This is a genomic window from Streptomyces sp. NPDC058371 (assembly GCF_042723265.1).
In the GTDB taxonomy this organism is placed as follows: domain Bacteria; phylum Actinomycetota; class Actinomycetes; order Streptomycetales; family Streptomycetaceae; genus Streptomyces.
This window is the reverse complement of the sequence record NZ_JBHXJC010000013.1, coordinates 206,647-226,817: the sequence shown is the minus strand read 5'-3', so window position 1 is coordinate 226,817 and position 20,171 is coordinate 206,647. Positions and strand designations below refer to the sequence as shown.

Genomic DNA, 20,171 nt, shown 5'->3' with positions numbered 1-20,171 from the left:
CGCCCGGGCCAACACGTCCACCCCGTCTTCGCCAACTTGGTTTGGAAACAAGTTGAATGGGGAACCCTGGGCAATCCGACCTGAAACAGATGTCACGCCGCAAACCGGCCAAAGGCTGCCGTGGCATGCGTCATGTGATGGGGTGGAAGCGTCTGTTGACCATTGGCCGAGCTCGACTCGGCCCTTTGCGTAAGGACGCTTCATGGACCGTTCCTTCGCACGTAGAAGACTCCTCACGACAGCCGCGGCACTGGGAGGCGCGGTAGTTCTGGGCGGCACGGCAGGGGGCACCGCCCACGCGGCGGGAGAGCCAGGGCCCGCCCAATTCCCCCTGCCCAACGGCTTTCAGCCCGAGGGCATAGCCATCGGCACCACCCCGTTCGCGTACTTCGGGTCGCTCGCGAACGGCGACATCTACCGCGCGAGCCTCGCCACCGGGCGCGGCGGCGTCATCAGCAAGGGCCTCGGCGCCGGGCATCCCACCGTGGGGCTGAAGACCGACCGGCGCGGCCGGCTCTTCCTCGCCGGTGGCGTGAGCGGTGAGCTGCGCACGGTCGACGCCCGCAGCGGCGAGGTCGAGAGGGTGTACGCCGTCGGCGGCCTGTTCGTGAACGACGTGATCGTCACACCGGGCTCCGCCTGGTTCACCGACTCGTACCAGGCGCAGCTCTACGGGCTCGCCCTCGGTGCACACGGCGAGCCCGGCGAGGTGACGACCCTGCCGCTGACCGGCGACTGGGAGCAGGGCCCGGACTTCACGGCCAACGGCATCGAGCGCACGCCCGACGGCAGTGCGCTGCTCGTGGTCAACGCGGTCGCGGGCGGCGGCGGGCTGATGCGCGTCGACCCGCGTACGGGCGTGGCGCGTGCCGTGGACCTGGGGAGCGCCCGACTGCCGTACGGGGACGGCCTGTTGCTCCTCGGCCGCACGCTCTACGCCGTGCAGCAGCAGCTGAACCAGATCGACGTCTTCCGGCTGAACGCGGCCGGCACCAAGGGCACGGCGATCGCCCGGATCACCGACCCGCGCTTCCGTATCCCGACGACGGTCGCCGCGTGGGGCGAGCGGCTCTATCTGCCGAACGCCCGCTTCGACGTCGAGCCGACGCCGGACACGGAGTACGACGTGGTGGCGGTGGACCAGGTCTGACGGGCGAGTCCGGCCAGGTCCGACGGGCGGACCCGGCGGGGCGATGGCCGAGGGGCGGTGCGCGTCGTGCGCACCGCCCCTGTCGGTTCAGTTGTCCGAGGACTCCGGAGGCTCCGGGGCCCCCGACGACTTCGGGGGCCCCGATGGGCCGGAGGAGCCAGGAGCGTCCGATGAGCCGGAGGACTCGGGACCACCGTCGGGCCCGTCAGGCGCTTCGGAGCCGCCGGAGGTGTCCGAGGCATCCGAGGTGTCCGAAGGGTTCGAGGTGTCCGCGGCGGCCTCGGAAGGCTTCGAGGTCCCCGAAGTCCTCGGCGCGTCGGAGGAGTCCGAGAAGGCCGGCGGCCCCGGTGGCCCGGAGGTCTCCCGAGGTTCCCCGGAACCCGGGGCCTCCGGAGAGTCCGCGGATCCCTCGGACCCCACGGGTCCCTCGGTCCCGTCGTCGCCGGCGTCGGCCGAGACCCCGGAGCCGCTCCCGCCCTCGGCGTCGGGCCGCTGCGGCTTGGGCCGGGTACGGCCACCCGGAGTGTCGCGCAGGAAGGTGGCGGACTCGCCGCTCTCGGTCGCATGGCTCCCGGGCGGTGGCGTGGGGCCGCTGCCGTCCCGCCGTCGCAGATAGCGCTCGAACTCGCGAGCGATGGCTTCACCCGACGCCTCGGGCAGCTCGGCGGTGTCCCGGGCCTCCTCCAGCGTCTGCACGTACTCGGCGACCTCACTGTCCTCGGCGGCCAGCTGGTCGACGCCCAGCTGCCAGGCCCGCGCGTCCTCGGGCAGCTCGCCCAGCGGAATGCGCAGGTCGATCAGGTCCTCGAGGCGGTTCAGAAGGGCGAGGGTCGCCTTCGGGTTCGGCGGTTGCGAGACGTAGTGCGGAACGGCCGCCCACAGCGACACCGCCGGAACGCCCGCGTGCGTGCACGCCTCCTGGAGAATGCCGACGATCCCCGTGGGGCCCTCGTACTTGGTCTCCTCCAGGTCCATGGTGCGGGCCAGGTCCGCGTCGGAAGTGACCCCGCTGACCGGTACCGGACGGGTGTGCGGGGTGTCTCCGAGGAGCGCGCCCAGGATGACGACCAGCTCGACGCCCAGCTCATGGGCGAAGGCAAGGATCTCGTTGCAGAACGAGCGCCAGCGCATCGACGGCTCGATGCCCCGGACCAGCACCAGGTCACGCGGCTTCTCGCCGCCCACCCGGACCACCGACAGACGTGTCGTCGGCCAGGTGATCTTGCGTACGCCGCCGTCCAGCCACACGGTGGGGCGGTTGACCTGGAAGTCGTAGTAGTCCTCGGCGTCGAGCGCCGCGAACACATCGCCCTTCCACTCCCTGTCCAGGTGCGCGACCGCGGCGGAGGCGGCGTCGCCGGCGTCGTTCCAGCCCTCGAACGCGGCCACCATGACTGGGTCGATCAGCTCGGGAACCCCCTCCAGCTCGATCACCCAGCGCCTCCTTCCGACGTGCCCTCGCGTACGTCCCAACCTTACGGCGTGCGCCGGGCGCCTCCGCAGCCCCCTCGCACGGAGGGATGAACGGATGACTGCCCCGTACACCACCCCGGAACACCCCTCAGTCATCCGAGCTGTCCCGGGCCAACTTCGCCAAGAGCCCTGGACGTTGTCGTAGGCGCGCGAAATGCGACGGATGCCCCCGAGAGGTCCGATGTTCGGTGAGCGACAAGGGGCACGCATGAATGAGACCGTGACCGGCTTCGAGGTACACGACGTGCGATTTCCCACGTCGGAGGGGCTGGGCGGCTCGGACGCGGTGAACCCGGTTTCGGACTGCTTGGCGGCCTGTCTGGTGCTCCACACCTCCGATGGCTCGCGGGGTACGGCTTCAGCTTCACCGTCGGCCGCGGAAACGACGTCGTGACGGCGGCAACCGCGACCCTGCACCCGTACCTCGTGGGACGCCCGGTGCCGCGTACCGCCGCCGATCTGTCCGCCGTCCACCTCACCGTCACGCACGACTCGCAGCTGCGCCGGCCGGGCGAGAGGGGCGTGATGCACGTGGCGGCGGGCGCGACACCCGGCGGGCTCGGCCAGGAGTCGCCGGCGGCGAGCAGCAGGACCGGCGGCCGTGCTCGCGCTACAGGGTCGAGCGCAGCCACTGCTCCACGCTCGCGATGTGCACGGTGGCCCAGGACCGGGCGGCTTCCGCGTCCCGGTCGCGCAGGGCGGCGATGATCGCGCGATGCTCGTGCAGCGTACGGCTGACCGCGTCCTCCTGGGTCAGACCCCGCCAGATCCGGGCCCGGGTGGTGGGCCCGGAGAGACCGTCGAGCAGGGAGCACAGCACCGAGTTCCCGGAGCTCTGCACGATGCCCCGGTGGAACTCCAGGTCGCAGGCGACGAGTTCCTCCACCGAGGGCGCGGCGCCGAGCGCGTCCAACTGGGCGGTCAGGGCGTCCAGTTGCTGTTCGCTGATGCGCGAGGCCGCCATTGCCGTCCCGGCCGGCTCCAGGATGCGGCGCACCGCCAGGAACTCCAGGACGGTGTCGTCGCGGTGGAAGTCCACGACGAAGCTCAGCGCCTCCAGCAGCAGTTGCGGATCGAGGCTGGTCACATACGTGCCGTCGCCCTGCCGCACATCGAGGATGCGGATGAGTGACAGCGCCCGCACGGCCTCGCGCAGGGAGTTGCGGGACAGCCCGAGCTCGGCGGCGAGCTCGCTCTCCTTGGGAAGCCGGTCACCGGGCCGCAGTGAGCCGGAGACGATCATTCCCTTGATCTTCTCGATCGCCTCATCGGTGACTGCCATGGCGGGGCCTCCCTCGTTCAGACATCCGATGTCTCACGTCATTATGGGGGTTCAGCCCTTGAACGGGGCACAAAGTCCGATGTCAGCCGCCGGACGCCCGCGGCCGGCAGGCCCCGGACCGCGGACCGCGTACGCGCTCAGGTGTCCTCGGCCAGCAGGCGCAGCGCCTCCAGCGAAACCACGGCGCCGCGCTCCACGCCCGCGGCCACGACATCACGGTGGGGATCGTAGCCGCTGGTCGAGAAGGGTGTGTCCGCGTCAACCAGTTCGTCCGCGTTCGTCCCGTCCACCACGAGCACCCCGCCCGCCACCAGCCCCCGCAGCGAGGCCGTCACCAGCAGTGCCGACAACTCCATCTCGATCGCCACGAGCCCGGCCCGGTCGTACGCGGTGAGCGGGATCAGCCCCGGCTGGAAGGCGGCCCGGGTCCACACGATGCCCCGGTGGTGCGGGGCGCCGGCCTCGCGGGCCGCGCGCTGGAGCGCGAACACCGCCTCGGGGGCCGAGACCGCCGGGTACTCGGGCGGCAGCAACTGCTGGGTCACCCCGTCGTCCCGGACGGCCGCCTCGGCGATGACCAGATCGCCGTCACCGATCCCCGGTCGCATCGCCCCCGCCGTACCGAGCCGCAGACAGGTCCGCACGCCCGCGTCGGCCAGCTCCTGGAAGAGCAGGATCGCGCCGGGCGCCCCGATGCCGTGCGAGGCGACGGTGACCGGCAGACCCTTCCAACTCCCCTGGAAAACACGGTATTCGCGGTGGTACGAGACCTCCTCGGCGCCGTCGAGCAGCGCGGCGACGACCGCGGCACGCGCCGGGTCGCCGACGACCAGGGCGCGCGGCGGCAGACCGGTCCGGGGTATGCGGGTGACGGACTGCAGGTGCTGCGGCATGCGGCGACTCCCGTGGTGCGGGGTCCGAGGCCGGCGCACGGCCGGCGTCGGAGAGCGGGCACCGAACGAGAAGCGTCGCGCCCGGCCGGTGACGGAGCGTCGAGCGTGCCCTGCACCTCAAGGATCGTACGCAGCCGCCAGCCGCCAGCCGCCAGCCGCCGACTGTCGACAGCCAACCGTCAACGACCCCGCCGCCCGGTGAACCCCGATCCCGGGCCCGCCCCGCGTCCTCCCCGCGATCCCGCCTACTCCCAGAGCGAGCTCGGCGCCTCCCGCCGCACCACCGGTGCGATCTCCTCCTGGAAGCGCTGCAACGTCTCGATCTGCTCGCCCGTCGACTGCCCGAAGCCGTCCACGGTGATCGACTGGAGGTCGTGCCGGTACACCTCGTGATATCCGAGGATCTTGTCGATGATCTGCTGGGGCGATCCGATGAGCTGGGGGCCGTCCGCGATGGCGTCCTCGATCGTGCGGAAGGGCGTGTTGTAGCCCGTCTTGCCCTCCAGGTGCGGCCGGAAGGCCTGCCGCACCTTCGCCTCGTACAGGTCCTTGTACCGGGCCACCGCCTGCTCGTGCGTGTCGGCGATCAGCAGCCCGCCCGAGCCCGCCGCGACATGGGCGTGCGCCGGATCGTGCCCGTACGCCTCGAACCGCTCCCGGTAGTGCTCGATCAGCCGGGCGTACGCGGCGCGCGGCTGGATGGCGTTGGCCGTGAACAGCGGATCGCCGTGCTTGGCCGCCAGCTCGGGGGAGTTGAGGGAGGTCGCCGAACCGTGCCAGACGCGCGGGGGCCCGTCGTAGGGCCGCGGCACGGTGGTCACGTTCTTCAGCGCCGGCCTGAACTCACCTTCCCAGTCGACGTTCTCCTCGCTCCACAGCCTGCGCAGCAGTTCGTACTTCTCCTTCTGGAGGTCCCACTGCCGCTCCTCGTCGAGCCCGAAGAGATCGAAGTGACCGGCCTCCGCGCCCTTTCCGATCACCAACTCGATGCGCCCCCGCGAGAGTTGGTCGAGCGTCGCGTAGTCCTCGGCGACCCGCACCGGGTCGAGGATCGCGACCACGGTGACGCCGGTGAGCAGTTTGATCCGGCTGGTACGCGTCGCCAGCGCGCCCAGGATCACCGTCGGTCCGGACGACAGGAACGGGCCGGCATGCCGCTCGCCGATCGCGTAGGCGTCAAAGCCGGACCGCTCCGCCGCCACGCCGACCTCGACCACCTCGGCCAACCGGTCGGCGGGGGAGAGGAGTTCACCGGTCAGCGGGTGCGGGGCGTGACTGATGATCGAGAGCACCTGGAACTTCATGACGTCCCTTCGGGGGTGACGGCCGCGAGGCCCAGATGGCCGCGCAGCGTACGGGTCTCGTAGGCGGACCGGAACAGCCCGCGCCTGATCAGCTCGGGAACCGTGCGGTCCACCAGCGCGTTCAGGTCGAGCGGCAGCACGGCCGGACGGATCCGGAAGCCGTCGGCGCCGCCCTCGTGGTGCCACTCCTCGATCAGGCCGGCCAGACCCTCCGGGGTCCCGTGGAAGATCCCGGCGTCGGACTCGAACGGGCCGCCGGCCGCGTCCTCGAGATCCGCGAGGCGCTCGGCGGCCGCGCCGTCGCTCGGGGCCAGGATCACGTTCAGATCGGCGAGGACCTTCAGGGTGCGCCCCTCCTCGGCGGCGAGCCGGTCGACCTCGGCACGTGTGGCGCGCAGTTCTCCGGCGTCGGCGGGCGTGACGATCACGACGTCGGAGCGCCGGGCCGCGAAGCGGTACGGGACGGTGTCGTGCGCGAGGGAGATGAACGGCGGGCGGCCCTGCGGCGCCGCCGACGACGGCTCGGCCTTGTCCCACTCCAGCCCGACCCGGCGCAGGAACTCGGCTGCCCTGTCGAAGAGTTCGGCCACCCGACGATCGCCCTCGGGCGTCCCGAGGATCGCCAGGATCCGCTCGTGCTCTATGTCGTCCGCCGCGATGCGGGGCCGTACGCCCGCCCTGCCCCCGCTGAGCAGATCGAGGGTGGCGAACCGGGCCGCGTACGCGGCGGGCTGCCCCAGCGCCGGCCCCAGCGGCACCAGCCCGATGCGCGCGGTCTCCCGTGCGGCGACGGTGAGCAGCAGGGCGGAGTCCAGCCGCCCCGGCCCGTCCTCGAGGGTGACGAAGTCCAGCAGTGCCGCCTCCGAGCGCCGCACCAGCCGTATGAACTCCTCCACCGTGGGCGGTTCGCCGGGGGCGGCCGGGTGTACACCCCGGCCGTCGAGGGCGACGCCCAGTATCAGTCGGCTCATTGCGTTCTCCCGAGTCCGTCAGGCCTGCTTCTGCCAGGCGTGCGCGAGCAGTTCGTACGAGCGCACCCGGTCGGCGTGCTGGTGCGTGATGGTGGTGACGACCAGCTCGTCCGCGCCGGTCGCCTGCTGGAGGACGTTCAGCCGCTCGGTGACCGTCTCGGGCGCACCCACGAACTGGGTGTCGACGCGGTCCGCGACCAACTCCCGGTCCTCGTCGGTCCATTGGTGCGCGGACGCCTCCTCGGGCGTCGGGAACGGAATCGCGCCCTCGCCGCTGCGGATGGACCGCACCCAGGGCGCGTACCCGGCGGCGAGCCGCCGTGCCGTCTCGTCGTCGGGCCCGACCACCACATCGGCGGAGACGGCGACATACGGTTCCGCGAGCGCCTCGGAAGGCCGGAAGGCCGCGCGGTACGCCTCCACCGCCTCGAGCACGGACGCGGGCGACACGTGGTAGTTGGCCGCGAACGGCAGCCCCCGTGCCCCCGCCACCTCGGCGCTCTCACCCGCGCTGCTGCCGAGGATCCACACCTCGACAGCCGCGCCCGCGCCCGGCACCGGACGGGCCGCGGTGCCGTCCTCGTCGGCGTAGGTCCCCGCCAGCAGCGCCAGAATGTCGGCGATCTGCTCCTCGTACCCGGGGGCCTGCGCGCCCGGCTGCTGAAGCAGTCCCAACTGGAGCCGGAAACGCGGCGACTTGAGCAGCTGGGCGAACCCCGTGAAGCGGGGCGGGAGATACAGACCCTCGTCCGTGAAGGTGCCCTCGGTCGAGGCGGGCGCCGGGGGAGCCGCCCGGGGCCGCCCCGACCGCCCGAGACCCAGGTCGATGCGGCCCGGGTACAGCGCGTCCAGGATCCCGAACTGCTCCACCACGGACAGCGGAGTCTGATGCCCGAGCAGCACGGCTCCCGAACCCACCCGGATGTCGTGGGTCGCCTGCGCCACCGCCTGGATCACCAGCGCGGGCACGGATCCGGCGACGCCGGGGTTGAGATGATGCTCGGCCAGCCAGTAGCGGCGATAGCCGAACTCCTCGGCCGCGCGGGCCAGTTCGACGGCATTGCGCAGCGCGGTCGGAGCGTCCGATCCGGAGCTGACAGGGACAAGATCGAGTACCGAGAGGGGAACCGGAGGCATCCTCCCACTCTCGCTCCGGGACATTGCGGGCGTATGTACGCGGTGTGGCAGCGCGCCCGGCGGCCCGGAAGAGACGGAAGGGGCGGCTCCCCGTGGGAGCCGCCCCGTCACCCGTGTCCGCTCGCCTACTTCTTGTCGAGCAGGTCCTGCACCTTGCCGCGGACCTCGTCCGTGGCCAGACCGCGGATCGTCAGCGTCGTACGGCGGCGCAGCACGTCGTCCGCCGTCTCGGCCCACTCGTTGTCCCGGGCGTAGACGACCTGCGCCCAGATCTCCGGGGCGTCCGGGTGGACGCGCTCGCCCAGCTCGGGGTTCTCGTTCGCGAGGCGCGCGATGTCGAAGGCCAGCGAACCGTAGTGCGTGGCCAGGTGCCGGGCGGTGTCGGCCCCCATCCGCGGGCCGGGAGCCGGACCGTCGACCAGGAGCCGGTGCGCCACGGCACGGGGATTGGCGACACCCGGCAGCGGCAGCTTCTTCGGCAGCGCGGAGACCGGCTCGAAGTCCTCGCCCAGCGGGCGGCCCGGCAGCGCCTCCAGCTGCTTCATGACCGTACGGCCGATGTGCCGGAAGGTGGTCCACTTGCCGCCCGCGACGGACAGCATCCCGCCCCGGCCCTCCGTGACGACCGTCTCGCGCTTGGCCTTCGACGTGGCGCCCGGGCCGCCCGGCAGCACACGCAGACCGGCGAAGGAGTACGTGATCAGATCGCGGGACAGCTGCTGGTCGCGGACGGAGAACGCGGCCTCGTCCAGGATCTGCGCGGTGTCCTTCTCGGTGACCGCGACCTCGCCCGGGTCGCCCTCGTACTCCTCGTCGGTCGTGCCGAGCAGCAGCATGTCCTCCCAGGGGAGGGCGAAGGTGATGCGGTACTTGTCGATCGGGGTGGCCAGCGCGGCCTTCCAGGGGGAGGTGCGCCTGAGGACCAGGTGCGCGCCCTTCGACAGACGGATGGACGGCGCCGCGTTCGGGTCCTCCATCCTGCGCAGGTGATCGACCCAGGGGCCGGTGGCGTTCAGCACGAGACGCGCACTGACCCCGAACTCGTCACCGGTCGTACGGTCCTTGAGCTCCGCGCCCGTGACCCGGCCCTCGGTGAAGCGCAGGCCGGTGACCTCGGCGTGGTTGAGCACGACGGCGCCGGACTCGACGGCCGCGCGGACCGTCATGAGCGCCATGCGCGCGTCGTTCATCTGGTCGTCGCCATACACGGCCACGGCCTTCAGGTTCTCGGTGCGCAGCTCCGGCACGTCCTGCTGCGCCTTGCCGGGGGACAGCAGGTGCCCGACACCGTCACCGAAGCCGGACAGTGCGGAGTACGCGAACACACCCGCACCGAGCTTCGCGGCGCCGTGCGGCCCGCCCTTGTACACGGGGAGGTAGAAGGTCAGCGGGTTCGCCAGGTGGGGGGCCACCTGACGGGAGACCGCGCGCCGCTCGAAGTGGTTCTCCGCCACCAGCTTCACCGCGCCGGTCTGCAGATAGCGCAGACCGCCGTGCAGAAGCTTGGAGGAGGCGGAGGACGTGGCGCCGGCGAAGTCGCCGGCATCGACCAGGGCCACCCTGAGGCCGGACTGCGCGGCGTGCCAGGCGGTGGAGATGCCCAGGATGCCGCCGCCGATGACGAGGAGGTCGTACGTCGCCTTGGAAAGCTGCTCCCGGGTCTCGGCCCGGCTCGGGGTGGAGCCGGAGGCCGGGTGCGTACCGAGGGCAGGCACGGTCTGCAGGGTGGCTTGACTGGTCATGCTGGTCTTACTCCTCGACAGAGTTCTCATCGAGCCAACCCATGGACCGCTCGACGGCCTTGAGCCAGCTCTTGTACTCACGGTCGCGGGTCTCCGCGGCCATGTTCGGGGTCCATTCCGCGGCCCGACGCCAGTTGGCGCGCAGGTCTTCGGTGTTGGTCCAGAAGCCGACGGCGAGGCCGGCGGCGTAGGCGGCGCCGAGGCAGGTGGTCTCGGCGACCATCGGGCGCACCACGGGGGCGTCCAGGACGTCGGCCAGGGTCTGCATCAGCAGGTTGTTGGAGGTCATGCCGCCGTCGACCTTGAGGGCCGTGAGCTCGACGCCGGAGTCCTTCGTCATGGCGTCGCTGATCTCACGGGTCTGCCAGGCCGTGGCCTCCAGGACGGCGCGCGCGATGTGCGCCTTGGTGACGTACCGGGTGAGACCGGTGATCACCCCGCGGGCGTCCGGGCGCCAGTACGGGGCGAACAGACCGGAGAAGGCCGGCACGAAGTACGCGCCGCCGTTGTCCTCGACCGAGGACGCGAGCGTCTCGATCTCGGCGGCGGACTTGATCAGGCCCATCTGGTCGCGCATCCACTGCACCAGCGAACCGGTGACGGCGATCGAGCCCTCCAGGGCGTACACCGGTGCCTGCTCGCCGATCCGGTAGCCCACCGTGGTCAGCAGCCCGCTGTACGAGTTGATGATCTTGTCGCCGGTGTTCATCAGCATGAAGGTGCCGGTGCCGTACGTGGACTTGGCCTCGCCCTCGCTGAAACAGGTCTGGCCGAACAGGGCCGCCTGCTGGTCACCGAGCGCGGAGGCGACCGGGATGCCGCCGAGCAGGTCACCGAGCTTGCCGCCGGTGATCTCGCCGTACACCTCGGCGGAGGAGCGGATCTCCGGCAGCATCGCCATCGGGACGCCGATCGACTCGGCGATCTTCTCGTCCCAGGCCAGCGTGTGCAGGTTCATCAGCATGGTGCGGGAGGCGTTGGTGACGTCGGTGACGTGCTTGCCGCCGTTGACTCCGCCGGTGAGGTTCCAGATGACCCAGCTGTCCATCGTGCCGAAGAGGATGTCGCCGGCCTCGGCGCGCTCGCGCAGGCCCTCGACGTTGTCGAGCAGCCAGCGGGCCTTGGGCCCCGCGAAGTACGAGGCGAGCGGCAGGCCGGTCTCCCGGCGGAAGCGGTCCTGGCCGACGTTGCGGCCGAGTTCCTTGCAGAGGGCGTCGGTGCGGGTGTCCTGCCAGACGAGCGCGTTGTGTACGGGCTCACCGGTGTTCTTGTCCCACAGCAGCGTGGTCTCGCGCTGGTTGGTGATGCCGATGGCTTTGATGTCGTCGCGGGTGATGCCGGCCTTCTCGATGGCCGAGGCGACGACCTCCTCGACGTTGGTCCAGATCTCGGTGGCGTTGTGCTCGACCCAGCCCGGCTTCGGGAAGATCTGCTCGTGCTCCTTCTGGTCGACGGAGACGATGCGGCCGTCCCGGTCGAAGACGATGCAGCGGCTCGACGTCGTGCCCTGGTCGATCGCGGCGATGAAGGGGCCGGCGGTGTGTGCGTCGGTCACGGTGTGCTCCTGAAAGTTCCGTATGAAGGGGGCCGGGTCCACGGCGCGGTGCTGTGCGGTGCTTGTCGGCGCTGCGGTGAGGCGGTGCGCCGAAGCGGTGCTGTCAAGCGAAGGCGACGTTGTATATGCCTGCTGCGATCGCACCGCCGATGAGCGGACCGGCGACCGGGATCCAGGCGTAGCTCCAGTCGGAACCACCCTTGTTGGGCAGGGGGAGCAGGGCGTGCACGATGCGCGGGCCGAGGTCGCGGGCCGGGTTGATCGCGTAGCCCGTCGGGCCACCGAGCGAGAGGCCGATGCTGACGACGACGAGCGCGGTGACGAGGGCGCCCAGGGTGCCGAGGCCGTTGCCCTTGTCGTTCAGGCCCTGGGTGAGGACCGCGAGCACCAGGACGACCGTGCCGATGATCTCCGTGGCGAGGTTCTGCACCGCGTTGCGGATCTCCGGACCGGTGGAGAAGATGCCGAGCACGGGTCCCGCGCCGGTCTCCTGCGCCTCCACGGCCTTGGCCGTGGTGTCCTGCGCGTCCGGGCCGCCGACGATCTCGCGGTCGGTCAGGTGCGCCTGGAACTGGCCGTAGTAGGCGACCCAGACCAGCGTGGCACCGATCATGGCGCCCAGCAGCTGTCCGCCCCAGTACAGCGGCACGTTGTCCCAGCCGCCGTCCTTGATTGCGAGTGCGAGCGTCACGGCCGGGTTCAGGTGGGCGCCCGAGAGGGGCGCCGAGGTGTAGACGGCCGTGAGCACCGCGAAGCCCCACCCGAAGGCGATGGCGAGCCAGCCGGCGTTCCGTGACTTGGAGGCCTTCAGCGTGACGGCGGCGCAGACACCGCCGCCGAGCAGGATGAGTATGGCGGTACCGATGGTCTCGCCGATGAAGATGTCGGAGCTGGACACCCGCGACTCCTTTGTCCTTCGTCCAGGGGAAGCCGAACCCCGGGTCCCTCCGGTGGTTCGTGCTCTCGGGAGATGAGAGCGGCTCGGCCCTTGGCGCTGTCACACTCTAACGCGTTATGCCGATAGGTGTTCGACAATGCCGACCGATGGACGGGAGTCTTGTCCCGGTGTGACCAGCTCGTCAAGGGTTCTGTTATCGAAAACACGATCGTTATTGAGTGCCGTGTGTTATCGATCTTGAGCCGGTCCGCCGAGCCCGCGGGAGGGTTCCACGATGCCCGCCGAGCCCGTACGACGAAGGGCCGGGGCGCCCCTGACGCCCCGGCCCTTCCGTATGCGGCGCGCCGGCCTCAGAACCGGCCGGCGCCCAGATCCCGTGACACCGAGCGGGCGCAGTCCCGCACCGCCGCGATGAGCTCGGGGCGCAGCTCCCCGTCCTTGCAGACCCGCTCCACGGCCCCGGTGATGCCCACCGCGCCGACCGGCATCCGCCGCCGGTTGTGGATGGGGGCGGCGACCGACGCGACGCCCGTCCAGGTCTCCTCGACGTCGTCCGCGTACCCGCGCGCGCGGGTCAGGTCGAGCACGCCCTCGAACTGTTCCAGCTCGCTGACCGTACGGGCCGTGAACGCCTTGCGCTCGGCCTCCAGGACCTCGCTGTGCGCCACCGGGTCGTAGGCCGACAGGACCTTGCCCAGCGCCGTGGAGTGCAGCGGCTGCATGGCGCCGACCTCGAGCACCTGACGGCTGTCGTCGGGCCGGAAGACGTGGTGCACGATCAGGACGCCCTGCTGGTGCAGCACGCCCAGGTAGACGCTCTCGCCGCTGGAGCGGGCCAGGTCGTCCGTCCAGACCAGGGCCCGCGCCCGCAGCTCGTGCACATCGAGATACGTGGTCCCCAGCCGTAGCAGCTCGGCGCCCAGCTGATACCGCCCGGAGGCCCCGTCCTGCTCGACGAAACCCTCCTGCTGAAGGGTGCGCAGTATGCCGTGGGCCGTGCCCTTGGCCAGGCCCAGCGAGGAGGCGATGTCCGACAGGCCGAGCTGGCGCTCGCCGCCCGCGAGCAGCCGCAGCATCGCCGCCGCCCGTTCGAGCGACTGGATGTTCCGTGCCATCGCCGTGCTGCCTCCGTCCCCTTCGACCGCCGGCGGAGCGACTCCACTGCCACCGTTCGGCAATGTCGAACACTACCGGTCGTCACCGACCTCCCGCTAATGGGCGGTCGGCATGTGTTCCGTTCCTGCGCATCGCGTTCGCGTACGCAACGCAGTCCGCCCCGTGGACGGCCCCGTCCGTCCGGCGACGCTCCGAGCTACCCTGACGGCGTGCGCTCTCCATGGAAAGCGCAAAGCCGACAGCCGTCGCACTCCAGGGAGCACCTTCCATGGCCTCGTTGCCGAGCCCGACCCTTCCGTCCGCCGCCGCAGAGAGCCGGACCCGAACCGATGCCCTCCGCGAGGCGCTCGCGTCCAGGGTGGTGGTGGCCGACGGCGCGATGGGCACGATGCTCCAGGCACAGGATCCGACGCTCGAGGACTTCGAGAACCTCGAGGGCTGCAACGAGATCCTGAACGTCACCCGCCCCGACATCGTCCGCTCCGTCCACGAGGCGTATTTCGCGGTGGGTGTCGACTGCGTCGAGACGAACACGTTCGGTGCCAACCACTCGGCGGCGAACGAGTACGAGATCGCCGACCGGATCTTCGAACTGTCGGAGGCAGGGGCCCGGATCGCCCGCGAGGTCGCCGACGCGTTCGGCGCCGGGGACGGCCGCCCACGCTGGGTCCTCGGCTCGATCGGCCCGGGCACCAAGCTGCCTTCGCTCGGCCACATCGCGTACGACGTCCTGCGCGACGGCTACCAGCAGAACGCCGAGGGCCTGCTCGCCGGTGGCGCGGACGCCCTGATCGTGGAGACCACCCAGGACCTGCTGCAGACCAAGGCGAGCCTGATCGGCGCGCGCCGCGCGATGGAGGCGGTCGGCCTCGACGTGCCGCTGATCTGCTCGCTCGCCTTCGAGACCACGGGTGTCATGCTGCTCGGCTCGGAGATAGGCGCGGCGCTGACCGCCCTGGAGCCGCTCGAGATCGACATGATCGGCCTGAACTGCTCGACCGGCCCGGCCGAGATGAGCGAGCACCTGCGCTATCTGGCCCGCCACTCGCGTACGCCGCTGATGTGCATGCCGAACGCGGGCCTGCCCGTGCTGACCAAGGACGGCGCGTACTTCCCGCTGACGCCGTCCGAGCTGGCCGACGCGCAGGAGAACTTCGTGCGCGACTACGGCCTCTCACTGATCGGCGGCTGCTGCGGCTCGACCCCCGAGCACCTGCGCCAGGTCGTCGAGCGCGTCCGGGGTGTCACGCCCGCCGAGCGGTCCCCCCAGCCCGAGCCGGGTGCGGCTTCGCTTTATCAGTCGGTGCCGTTTCGTCAGGACACGGCGTATTTGGCGATCGGTGAGCGGACGAACGCGAACGGGTCGAAGAAGTTCCGTGAGGCGATGCTGGAGGCCCGCTGGGACGATTGTGTGGAGATGGCTCGCGATCAGATCCGTGAGGGCGCGCACATGCTGGATCTGTGTGTCGATTACGTGGGTCGTGACGGTGTCGCGGACATGGAGGAGCTGGCGGGGCGTTTCGCGACGGCTTCGACGTTGCCGATCGTGCTGGATTCCACTGAAGTGCCGGTGTTGCGGGCCGGGTTGGAGAAGCTCGGTGGTCGGGCGGTCATCAACTCGGTGAACTATGAGGACGGGGACGGGCCGGAGTCTCGGTTTGCGAAGGTGACCGGGCTGGCCCGGGAGCACGGGGCGGCGCTGATCGCGTTGACCATCGATGAGGAGGGCCAGGCCCGCACGGTCGAGCACAAGGTGGCGATCGCCGAGCGGCTGATCGAGGACCTGACGGGGAACTGGGGCATCCACGAGTCGGACATCCTCATCGACACCCTGACGTTCACGATCTGCACGGGTCAGGAGGAGTCCCGGGGTGACGGCATCGCCACCATCGGGGCGATCCGTGAACTCAAGCGGCGTCACCCGGATGTGCAGACCACGCTGGGCCTGTCCAACATTTCCTTCGGTCTCAACCCGGCCGCCCGTGTCGTGTTGAACTCCGTGTTCCTCGACGAGTGTGTCAAGGCGGGCCTGGACTCGGCGATCGTGCACGCCTCCAAGATCCTGCCTCTTGCCCGTTTCGATGAGGAGCAGGTGAGCACGGCCCTCGATCTGATCTACGACCGCCGGGCCGAGGGGTATGACCCGCTGCAGAAGCTGATGGCACTGTTCGAGGGTGCCACTACGAAGTCGTTGAAGGCGGGCAAGGCGCAGGAGCTGGCCGCGCTGCCGCTGGACGAGCGGCTCAAGCGGCGCATCATCGACGGTGAGAAGAACGGCCTGGAGGCCGACCTGGATGCGGCCCTGCAGGAGCGTGCGGCGCTGGACATCGTCAACGCGACGCTGCTGGACGGGATGAAGGTGGTCGGTGAGCTGTTCGGTTCCGGGCAGATGCAGCTGCCGTTCGTGCTGCAGTCCGCCGAGGTCATGAAGAGGGCGGTGGCCCATCTGGAACCGCACATGGAGAAGACCGACGACGACGGCAAGGGCACCATCGTGCTGGCCACCGTGCGCGGCGACGTCCACGACATCGGTAAGAACCTCGTCGACATCATCCTGTCCAACAACGGCTACAACGTGGTCAACCTCGGCATCAAGCAGCCCGTGTCCGCGATTTTGGATGCCGCTCAGGAGCATCGCGCGGACGTGATCGGCATGTCCGGCCTGCTGGTCAAGTCCACAGTGATCATGAAGGAGAACCTGGAGGAGCTCAACCAGCGTGAGCTGGCCGCCGACTACCCGGTGATCCTCGGCGGCGCGGCCCTGACCCGGGCCTACGTCGAGCAGGACCTGCACGAGATCTACGACGGTGAAGTCCGCTACGCCCGGGACGCCTTCGAGGGGCTGCGCCTGATGGACGCCCTGATCGGTGTCAAGCGCGGGGTGCCCGGGGCGGTCCTGCCGGAGCTGAAGCAGCGCCGGGTGCGGGCCACCCCGCAGCCGGCCGTCGAGGAACGCCCGAAGGAGGGCCCGGTCCGCTCCGACGTCGCCGTCGACAACCCGGTGCCCACCCCGCCGTTCTGGGGCACCCGCGTCATCAAGGGCATCCAGCTCAAGGAGTACGCGTCCTGGCTGGACGAGGGCGCCCTGTTCAAGGGCCAGTGGGGCCTCAAGCAGGCCCGCGCGGGGGACGGTGCGACGTATGAGGAACTCGTCGCGAGCGAGGGCCGGCCCAGGCTGCGCGGCCTGCTGGACAAGCTGCAGACCGACAACCTGCTGGAAGCAGCCGTCGTCTACGGCTACTTCCCCTGCGTGTCCAAGGGCGACGACCTGATCCTGCTCAACGACGACGGCAGCGAACGCACCCGCTTCACCTTCCCGCGCCAGCGCCGCGGCCGTCACCTGTGCCTGGCCGACTACTTCCGCCCCGAGGAGTCCGGCGAGCGGGACGTCGTCGGCCTCCAGGTCGTCACCGTCGGCTCCCGGATCGGCGAGGAGAGCGCCAAACTCTTCGAGGCCAACGCCTACCGCGACTACCTCGAACTGCACGGCCTGTCCGTCCAGCTCGCCGAAGCCCTCGCCGAGTACTGGCACGCCCGGGTCCGCTCCGAACTCGGCTTCGCCGGCGAGGACCCCTCGCAGGTCGAGGACATGTTCGCGCTCAAGTACCGCGGCGCGCGGTTCTCGCTCGGCTACGGCGCCTGCCCCGACCTGGAGGACCGCGCCAAGATCGCCGACCTGCTCCAGCCCGAACGCATCGGCGTCCACCTCTCCGAGGAATTCCAGCTCCACCCCGAACAGTCCACCGACGCCATCGTCATCCACCACCCCGAGGCGAAGTACTTCAACGCACGCTGATCGGATAAGTCGTACACTGGTCGGTCCACCGCAGGCCGGTTGCCTTTGTGTCAGAAAAGGCAACCGGCCTGATCGTCCCTCAAGGAGGTGCGCCAGGATGACCAGTACGGTCCCCGCGCTCGGAACCCGTACGGCCGAAGGCTCAGCACTGCAGGCCGTGCTCCTCGACATGGACGGAACCCTGGTGGACACCGAGGGCTTCTGGTGGGACGTCGAGGCCGAGGTCTTCGCGTCCCTCGGTCATGTGCTCGACGACTCGTGGCGCCATGTGGTCGTGGGCGGCCCCATGACACGCAGCGCCGGCTTCCTCATCGAGGCCACCGGCGCCGACATCGCTCTTCCCGAGCTCACGGTGCTGCTCAACGACGCGTTCGAGGAACGCATCGGCCGGTCGCTGCCTTTGATGCCGGGTGCCGCCAGACTGCTCGCCGAGCTCGCGGCGCACGAGGTGCCCACCGCCCTGGTCTCGGCCTCGCACCGGCGCATCATCGACCGCATCCTGGCCGGAGTCGGCCCGCAGTACTTCGCGCTGACGGTCGCCGGCGACGAGGTCGAGCGGACCAAGCCGTTCCCCGACCCCTATCTGCTGGCCGCCGCCGGGCTCGGTGCGGATCCGGCCAGATGTGCGGTCATCGAGGACACCGCGACCGGCGTCGCCGCGGCCGAGGCCGCCGGCTGCCAGGTTGTTGCCGTACCCTCGGTGGCGCCGATCGCGCCCGCCGCCCGGCGCACGGTCGTGACCTCTCTGGAAGAGGTCGACCTGTCATTTCTGCGCGGTCTGATGACGAAAATGCGCTAGGCGTTCACCCAGCGTACGGAGCCGAATACCCGGAAATCATCCGGTGTCCGGGCGGCGAATTGGAAACCCGGCCGGATGGCCGAATTCCGGTGCCTGGCAACCGAGTTGAGACTGTGATGTTTCCCACTCGGCGACGGATGGACATCTGGTACTGAATGTGCTGAGTCCCGTGTTTCGGGGGTGCTTGGTGTGCCCTTGTGTCCCGATTGATGAAAGGCTGCACTAATCCTTCCCCTGTCGGGTTTTCGGTGCGTCCGCACCCGGTTTCGCAGCGTGATGGGAACTCAACTCCGGTACCCGTGAAGCGCCGTGCCGGTGCGGACTAATCTCGTCGCGAGAACCTCGCCACAACCCCCGTGATCCGCAGCACCACCCCTGCATGCCGGATACACGGACTCGACAGCTCTGGAGAAACTCGAGCATGAACCGCAAGACTTTGGTGCTGCCGGCGATCGTCGGCCTGCTCGGCCCGCTGCTCGCCGCCTGCGGCGGTTCCGACAGCGGGAGCAAGGGCGGCGATGCGATCGTCGTCGGCACCACGGACCGGTTCACCGCCTCCAGTGAAGCCCCCGCGCCGCTCGACCCCGCGTACGCGTACGACGTCGGCACCTGGAACATCCTGCGCCAGACGGTGCAGACCCTGATGGTCCAGCCGCGCGGCGACGGCGAGCCGGAGCCCGAGGCGGCCGAGAAGTGCAGCTTCAGCGACACCGGCAACGAGCGGTACGCCTGCACCCTGCGCAAGGACCTGAAGTTCTCGAACGGTGACCCCGTCACCGCGAAGGACGTGAAGTTCTCGATCGACCGCGCACGGAACATCAAGGCCGACAGCGGTGTCTTCGCGCTGCTCTCCACCATCGACACCGTCGAGACCCAGGGCGACCGCGAGGTGATCTTCCACCTCAAGACGGCCGACGCCACCTTCCCGTTCAAGCTGTCGACTCCGGTCGCCGGCATCGTCAACCCCGACGACTACGAGAAGGGCAAGCTGCGCGACGGCTTCCAGGTCGACGGCTCCGGTCCTTACACGATCGAGTCCGAGGTCAAGAACAACGAGCTCGTCAATGCCGTCTACACGAAGAACCCCAATTACAAGGGGCTCTTGACGCCGAAGAACGACAAGGTCGAGCTGCGGTCCTTCGAGAGCGCCGACACCATGGGCACCGCGCTGGAAAAGGGCGACATCGACCTGATGACGCGCTCGATGACGCCGGCCCAGATCCAGAAGCTCTCCAAGAACTCGACGGGTTCCGTCGACCTCGTGGAGATGCCGGGTCTGGAGATCCGCTACCTCGCCTTCAACACCGATGCCACATCGGTGAAGACGAGGGCCGTCCGGCAGGCCATGGCCCAGGTCGTCAACCGCGGCGAACTCATCGACAAGGTGTACGGCACCCAGGCCGAACCGCTCTTCTCGCTGGTCCCGGCCACCATCACCGGCCACTCCAACTCGTTCTTCAACAAGTACGGCGACCCGAGCACCACCAAGGCCAAGTCGCTGCTGAGCCGGGCGAACATCACCGCCCCCGTGAAGCTCACCCTGCACTACACGACCGACCACTACGGCACGGCCACCAAGTCGGAGTTCGAGGTGCTGAAGAAGCAGCTCAACGCCAGCGGCCTGTTCCAGGTCGACATCAAGGGCGAGGCCTGGGACAAGTTCCGCCCGGCCGAGCAGGCGGGCAAGTACGACGTCTACGGCATGGGCTGGTTCCCCGACTTCCCGGACGCCGACAACTACATCGCGCCGTTCCTGGACAAGGACAACTTCCTCGGCTCGCCCTACACGAACAACCAGATCATCGGCACCCTGATCCCGGAGTCCCGCCGCGAGGCCGACCGCCTCACCGCGTCGAAGAGCCTCAGCGAGATCCAGGACATCGTGGCCGACGACGTCCCGGTGCTGCCGCTGTGGCAGGGCAAGCAGTACATCGCCGCCCGGGACGACATCACGGGAGCCGAGTGGGCGCTCAACTCCTCCTCGACCCTTCAGCTGTGGGAGCTCGGCCGCGGCCTGTGAGCGGCTGACCGGGCCTTCCCGACCCGGAGCCGCCG

General features: G+C 69.9%; 14 protein-coding genes and 1 pseudogene. 5 read left to right on the top strand and 10 right to left on the bottom strand.

Translation table 11 applies throughout. The features are described from left to right. Positions 1-202: 202 nt before the first annotated feature. Positions 203-1,150 carry a superoxide dismutase gene (locus ACFWM2_RS31150; protein ID WP_383286870.1) on the top strand — a complete coding sequence of 316 codons (948 nt, stop codon included), beginning with the start codon at positions 203-205 and terminating at the stop codon, positions 1,148-1,150. An 87-nt stretch (positions 1,151-1,237) separates the two neighbouring features. Here the strand turns inward: ACFWM2_RS31150 and ACFWM2_RS31145 are convergent, their stop codons facing one another. Further along, a complete protein-coding gene (locus ACFWM2_RS31145; RefSeq protein WP_383286868.1) occupies positions 1,238-2,584 on the bottom strand; it encodes a PAC2 family protein in 1,347 nt (448 codons plus the stop codon). 247 nt (positions 2,585-2,831) lie between these two features. Between ACFWM2_RS31145 and ACFWM2_RS31140 the strand changes: the two are divergent. Beyond that, positions 2,832-3,169 (top strand): annotated as a pseudogene (locus ACFWM2_RS31140) (fuconate dehydratase); the annotation flags it as partial. 64 nt (positions 3,170-3,233) lie between these two features. Here the strand turns inward: ACFWM2_RS31140 and ACFWM2_RS31135 are convergent. From ACFWM2_RS31135 to ACFWM2_RS31095, 9 genes are all read right to left on the bottom strand, one after another. Next, on the bottom strand, positions 3,234-3,905 hold the full coding sequence (locus ACFWM2_RS31135; protein ID WP_383286866.1) for a FadR/GntR family transcriptional regulator: 672 nt from the start codon (positions 3,903-3,905) through the stop codon (positions 3,234-3,236). Between the two features lie 137 nt (positions 3,906-4,042). Then, positions 4,043-4,798 carry a nucleoside phosphorylase gene (locus ACFWM2_RS31130; RefSeq protein WP_383286864.1) on the bottom strand — a complete coding sequence of 252 codons (756 nt, stop codon included), beginning with the start codon at positions 4,796-4,798 and terminating at the stop codon, positions 4,043-4,045. A gap of 245 nt (positions 4,799-5,043) precedes the next feature. Next, positions 5,044-6,102, bottom strand: coding sequence for an LLM class flavin-dependent oxidoreductase (locus ACFWM2_RS31125; RefSeq protein WP_383286862.1), 1,059 nt, complete (start codon positions 6,100-6,102; stop codon positions 5,044-5,046). Then, positions 6,099-7,073 (bottom strand): LLM class flavin-dependent oxidoreductase, encoded by a 975-nt coding sequence (locus ACFWM2_RS31120; RefSeq protein ID WP_383286860.1) that lies wholly within the window; start codon positions 7,071-7,073, stop codon positions 6,099-6,101. The genes ACFWM2_RS31125 and ACFWM2_RS31120 overlap by 4 nt, the downstream gene beginning before the upstream one ends. A gap of 18 nt (positions 7,074-7,091) precedes the next feature. After that, positions 7,092-8,210, bottom strand: a complete 1,119-nt coding sequence (locus ACFWM2_RS31115) for an LLM class flavin-dependent oxidoreductase (protein WP_383286858.1) — start codon at positions 8,208-8,210, stop codon at positions 7,092-7,094. A 125-nt stretch (positions 8,211-8,335) separates the two neighbouring features. Beyond that, positions 8,336-9,952, bottom strand: coding sequence for an FAD-dependent oxidoreductase (locus ACFWM2_RS31110; protein ID WP_383286856.1), 1,617 nt, complete (start codon positions 9,950-9,952; stop codon positions 8,336-8,338). Positions 9,953-9,959: 7 nt separating this feature from the next. Then, entirely contained in the window at positions 9,960-11,507 is a 1,548-nt protein-coding gene (gene glpK, locus ACFWM2_RS31105) for a glycerol kinase GlpK (protein ID WP_383286854.1), read from the bottom strand. A gap of 103 nt (positions 11,508-11,610) precedes the next feature. Beyond that, positions 11,611-12,405 carry an MIP/aquaporin family protein gene (locus ACFWM2_RS31100; protein ID WP_383286852.1) on the bottom strand — a complete coding sequence of 265 codons (795 nt, stop codon included), beginning with the start codon at positions 12,403-12,405 and terminating at the stop codon, positions 11,611-11,613. Between the two features lie 350 nt (positions 12,406-12,755). Beyond that, positions 12,756-13,520 (bottom strand): IclR family transcriptional regulator, encoded by a 765-nt coding sequence (locus tag ACFWM2_RS31095; RefSeq protein ID WP_383286850.1) that lies wholly within the window; start codon positions 13,518-13,520, stop codon positions 12,756-12,758. Positions 13,521-13,789: 269 nt separating this feature from the next. Here ACFWM2_RS31095 and metH point away from each other — a divergent pair, with 269 nt between their 5' ends. The 3 genes from metH to ACFWM2_RS31080 all read left to right on the top strand — a co-directional run bounded on the left by metH (position 13,790) and on the right by ACFWM2_RS31080 (position 20,136). After that, on the top strand, positions 13,790-17,317 hold the full coding sequence (gene metH, locus ACFWM2_RS31090) for a methionine synthase (protein ID WP_383286848.1): 3,528 nt from the start codon (positions 13,790-13,792) through the stop codon (positions 17,315-17,317). Between the two features lie 97 nt (positions 17,318-17,414). Further along, positions 17,415-18,116: an HAD family hydrolase gene (locus ACFWM2_RS31085; protein WP_383286846.1), complete on the top strand. Its 702-nt coding sequence runs from the start codon at positions 17,415-17,417 to the stop codon at positions 18,114-18,116. Positions 18,117-18,537: 421 nt separating this feature from the next. Continuing rightward, complete coding sequence (locus ACFWM2_RS31080) at positions 18,538-20,136, top strand: ABC transporter substrate-binding protein (protein ID WP_383286844.1); 1,599 nt, start codon at positions 18,538-18,540, stop codon at positions 20,134-20,136. Positions 20,137-20,171: the final 35 nt, after the last annotated feature.

Excerpts from the sequence above, each read along its gene's own strand:
- ACFWM2_RS31085 (WP_383286846.1), top strand. The coding sequence starts at position 17,415 with ATGACCAGTACGGTCCCCGCGCTCGGAACCCGTACGGCCGAAGGCTCA.
- ACFWM2_RS31135 (WP_383286866.1), bottom strand. The coding sequence starts at position 3,905 with ATGGCAGTCACCGATGAGGCGATCGAGAAGATCAAGGGAATGATCGTC.
- metH (WP_383286848.1), top strand. The coding sequence starts at position 13,790 with ATGGCCTCGTTGCCGAGCCCGACCCTTCCGTCCGCCGCCGCAGAGAGC.
- ACFWM2_RS31095 (WP_383286850.1), bottom strand. The coding sequence starts at position 13,520 with ATGGCACGGAACATCCAGTCGCTCGAACGGGCGGCGGCGATGCTGCGG.
- ACFWM2_RS31115 (WP_383286858.1), bottom strand. The coding sequence starts at position 8,210 with ATGCCTCCGGTTCCCCTCTCGGTACTCGATCTTGTCCCTGTCAGCTCC.
- ACFWM2_RS31130 (WP_383286864.1), bottom strand. The coding sequence starts at position 4,798 with ATGCCGCAGCACCTGCAGTCCGTCACCCGCATACCCCGGACCGGTCTG.
- ACFWM2_RS31150 (WP_383286870.1), top strand. The coding sequence starts at position 203 with ATGGACCGTTCCTTCGCACGTAGAAGACTCCTCACGACAGCCGCGGCA.
- ACFWM2_RS31080 (WP_383286844.1), top strand. The coding sequence starts at position 18,538 with ATGAACCGCAAGACTTTGGTGCTGCCGGCGATCGTCGGCCTGCTCGGC.
- ACFWM2_RS31110 (WP_383286856.1), bottom strand. The coding sequence starts at position 9,952 with ATGACCAGTCAAGCCACCCTGCAGACCGTGCCTGCCCTCGGTACGCAC.
- ACFWM2_RS31120 (WP_383286860.1), bottom strand. The coding sequence starts at position 7,073 with ATGAGCCGACTGATACTGGGCGTCGCCCTCGACGGCCGGGGTGTACAC.
- ACFWM2_RS31125 (WP_383286862.1), bottom strand. The coding sequence starts at position 6,102 with ATGAAGTTCCAGGTGCTCTCGATCATCAGTCACGCCCCGCACCCGCTG.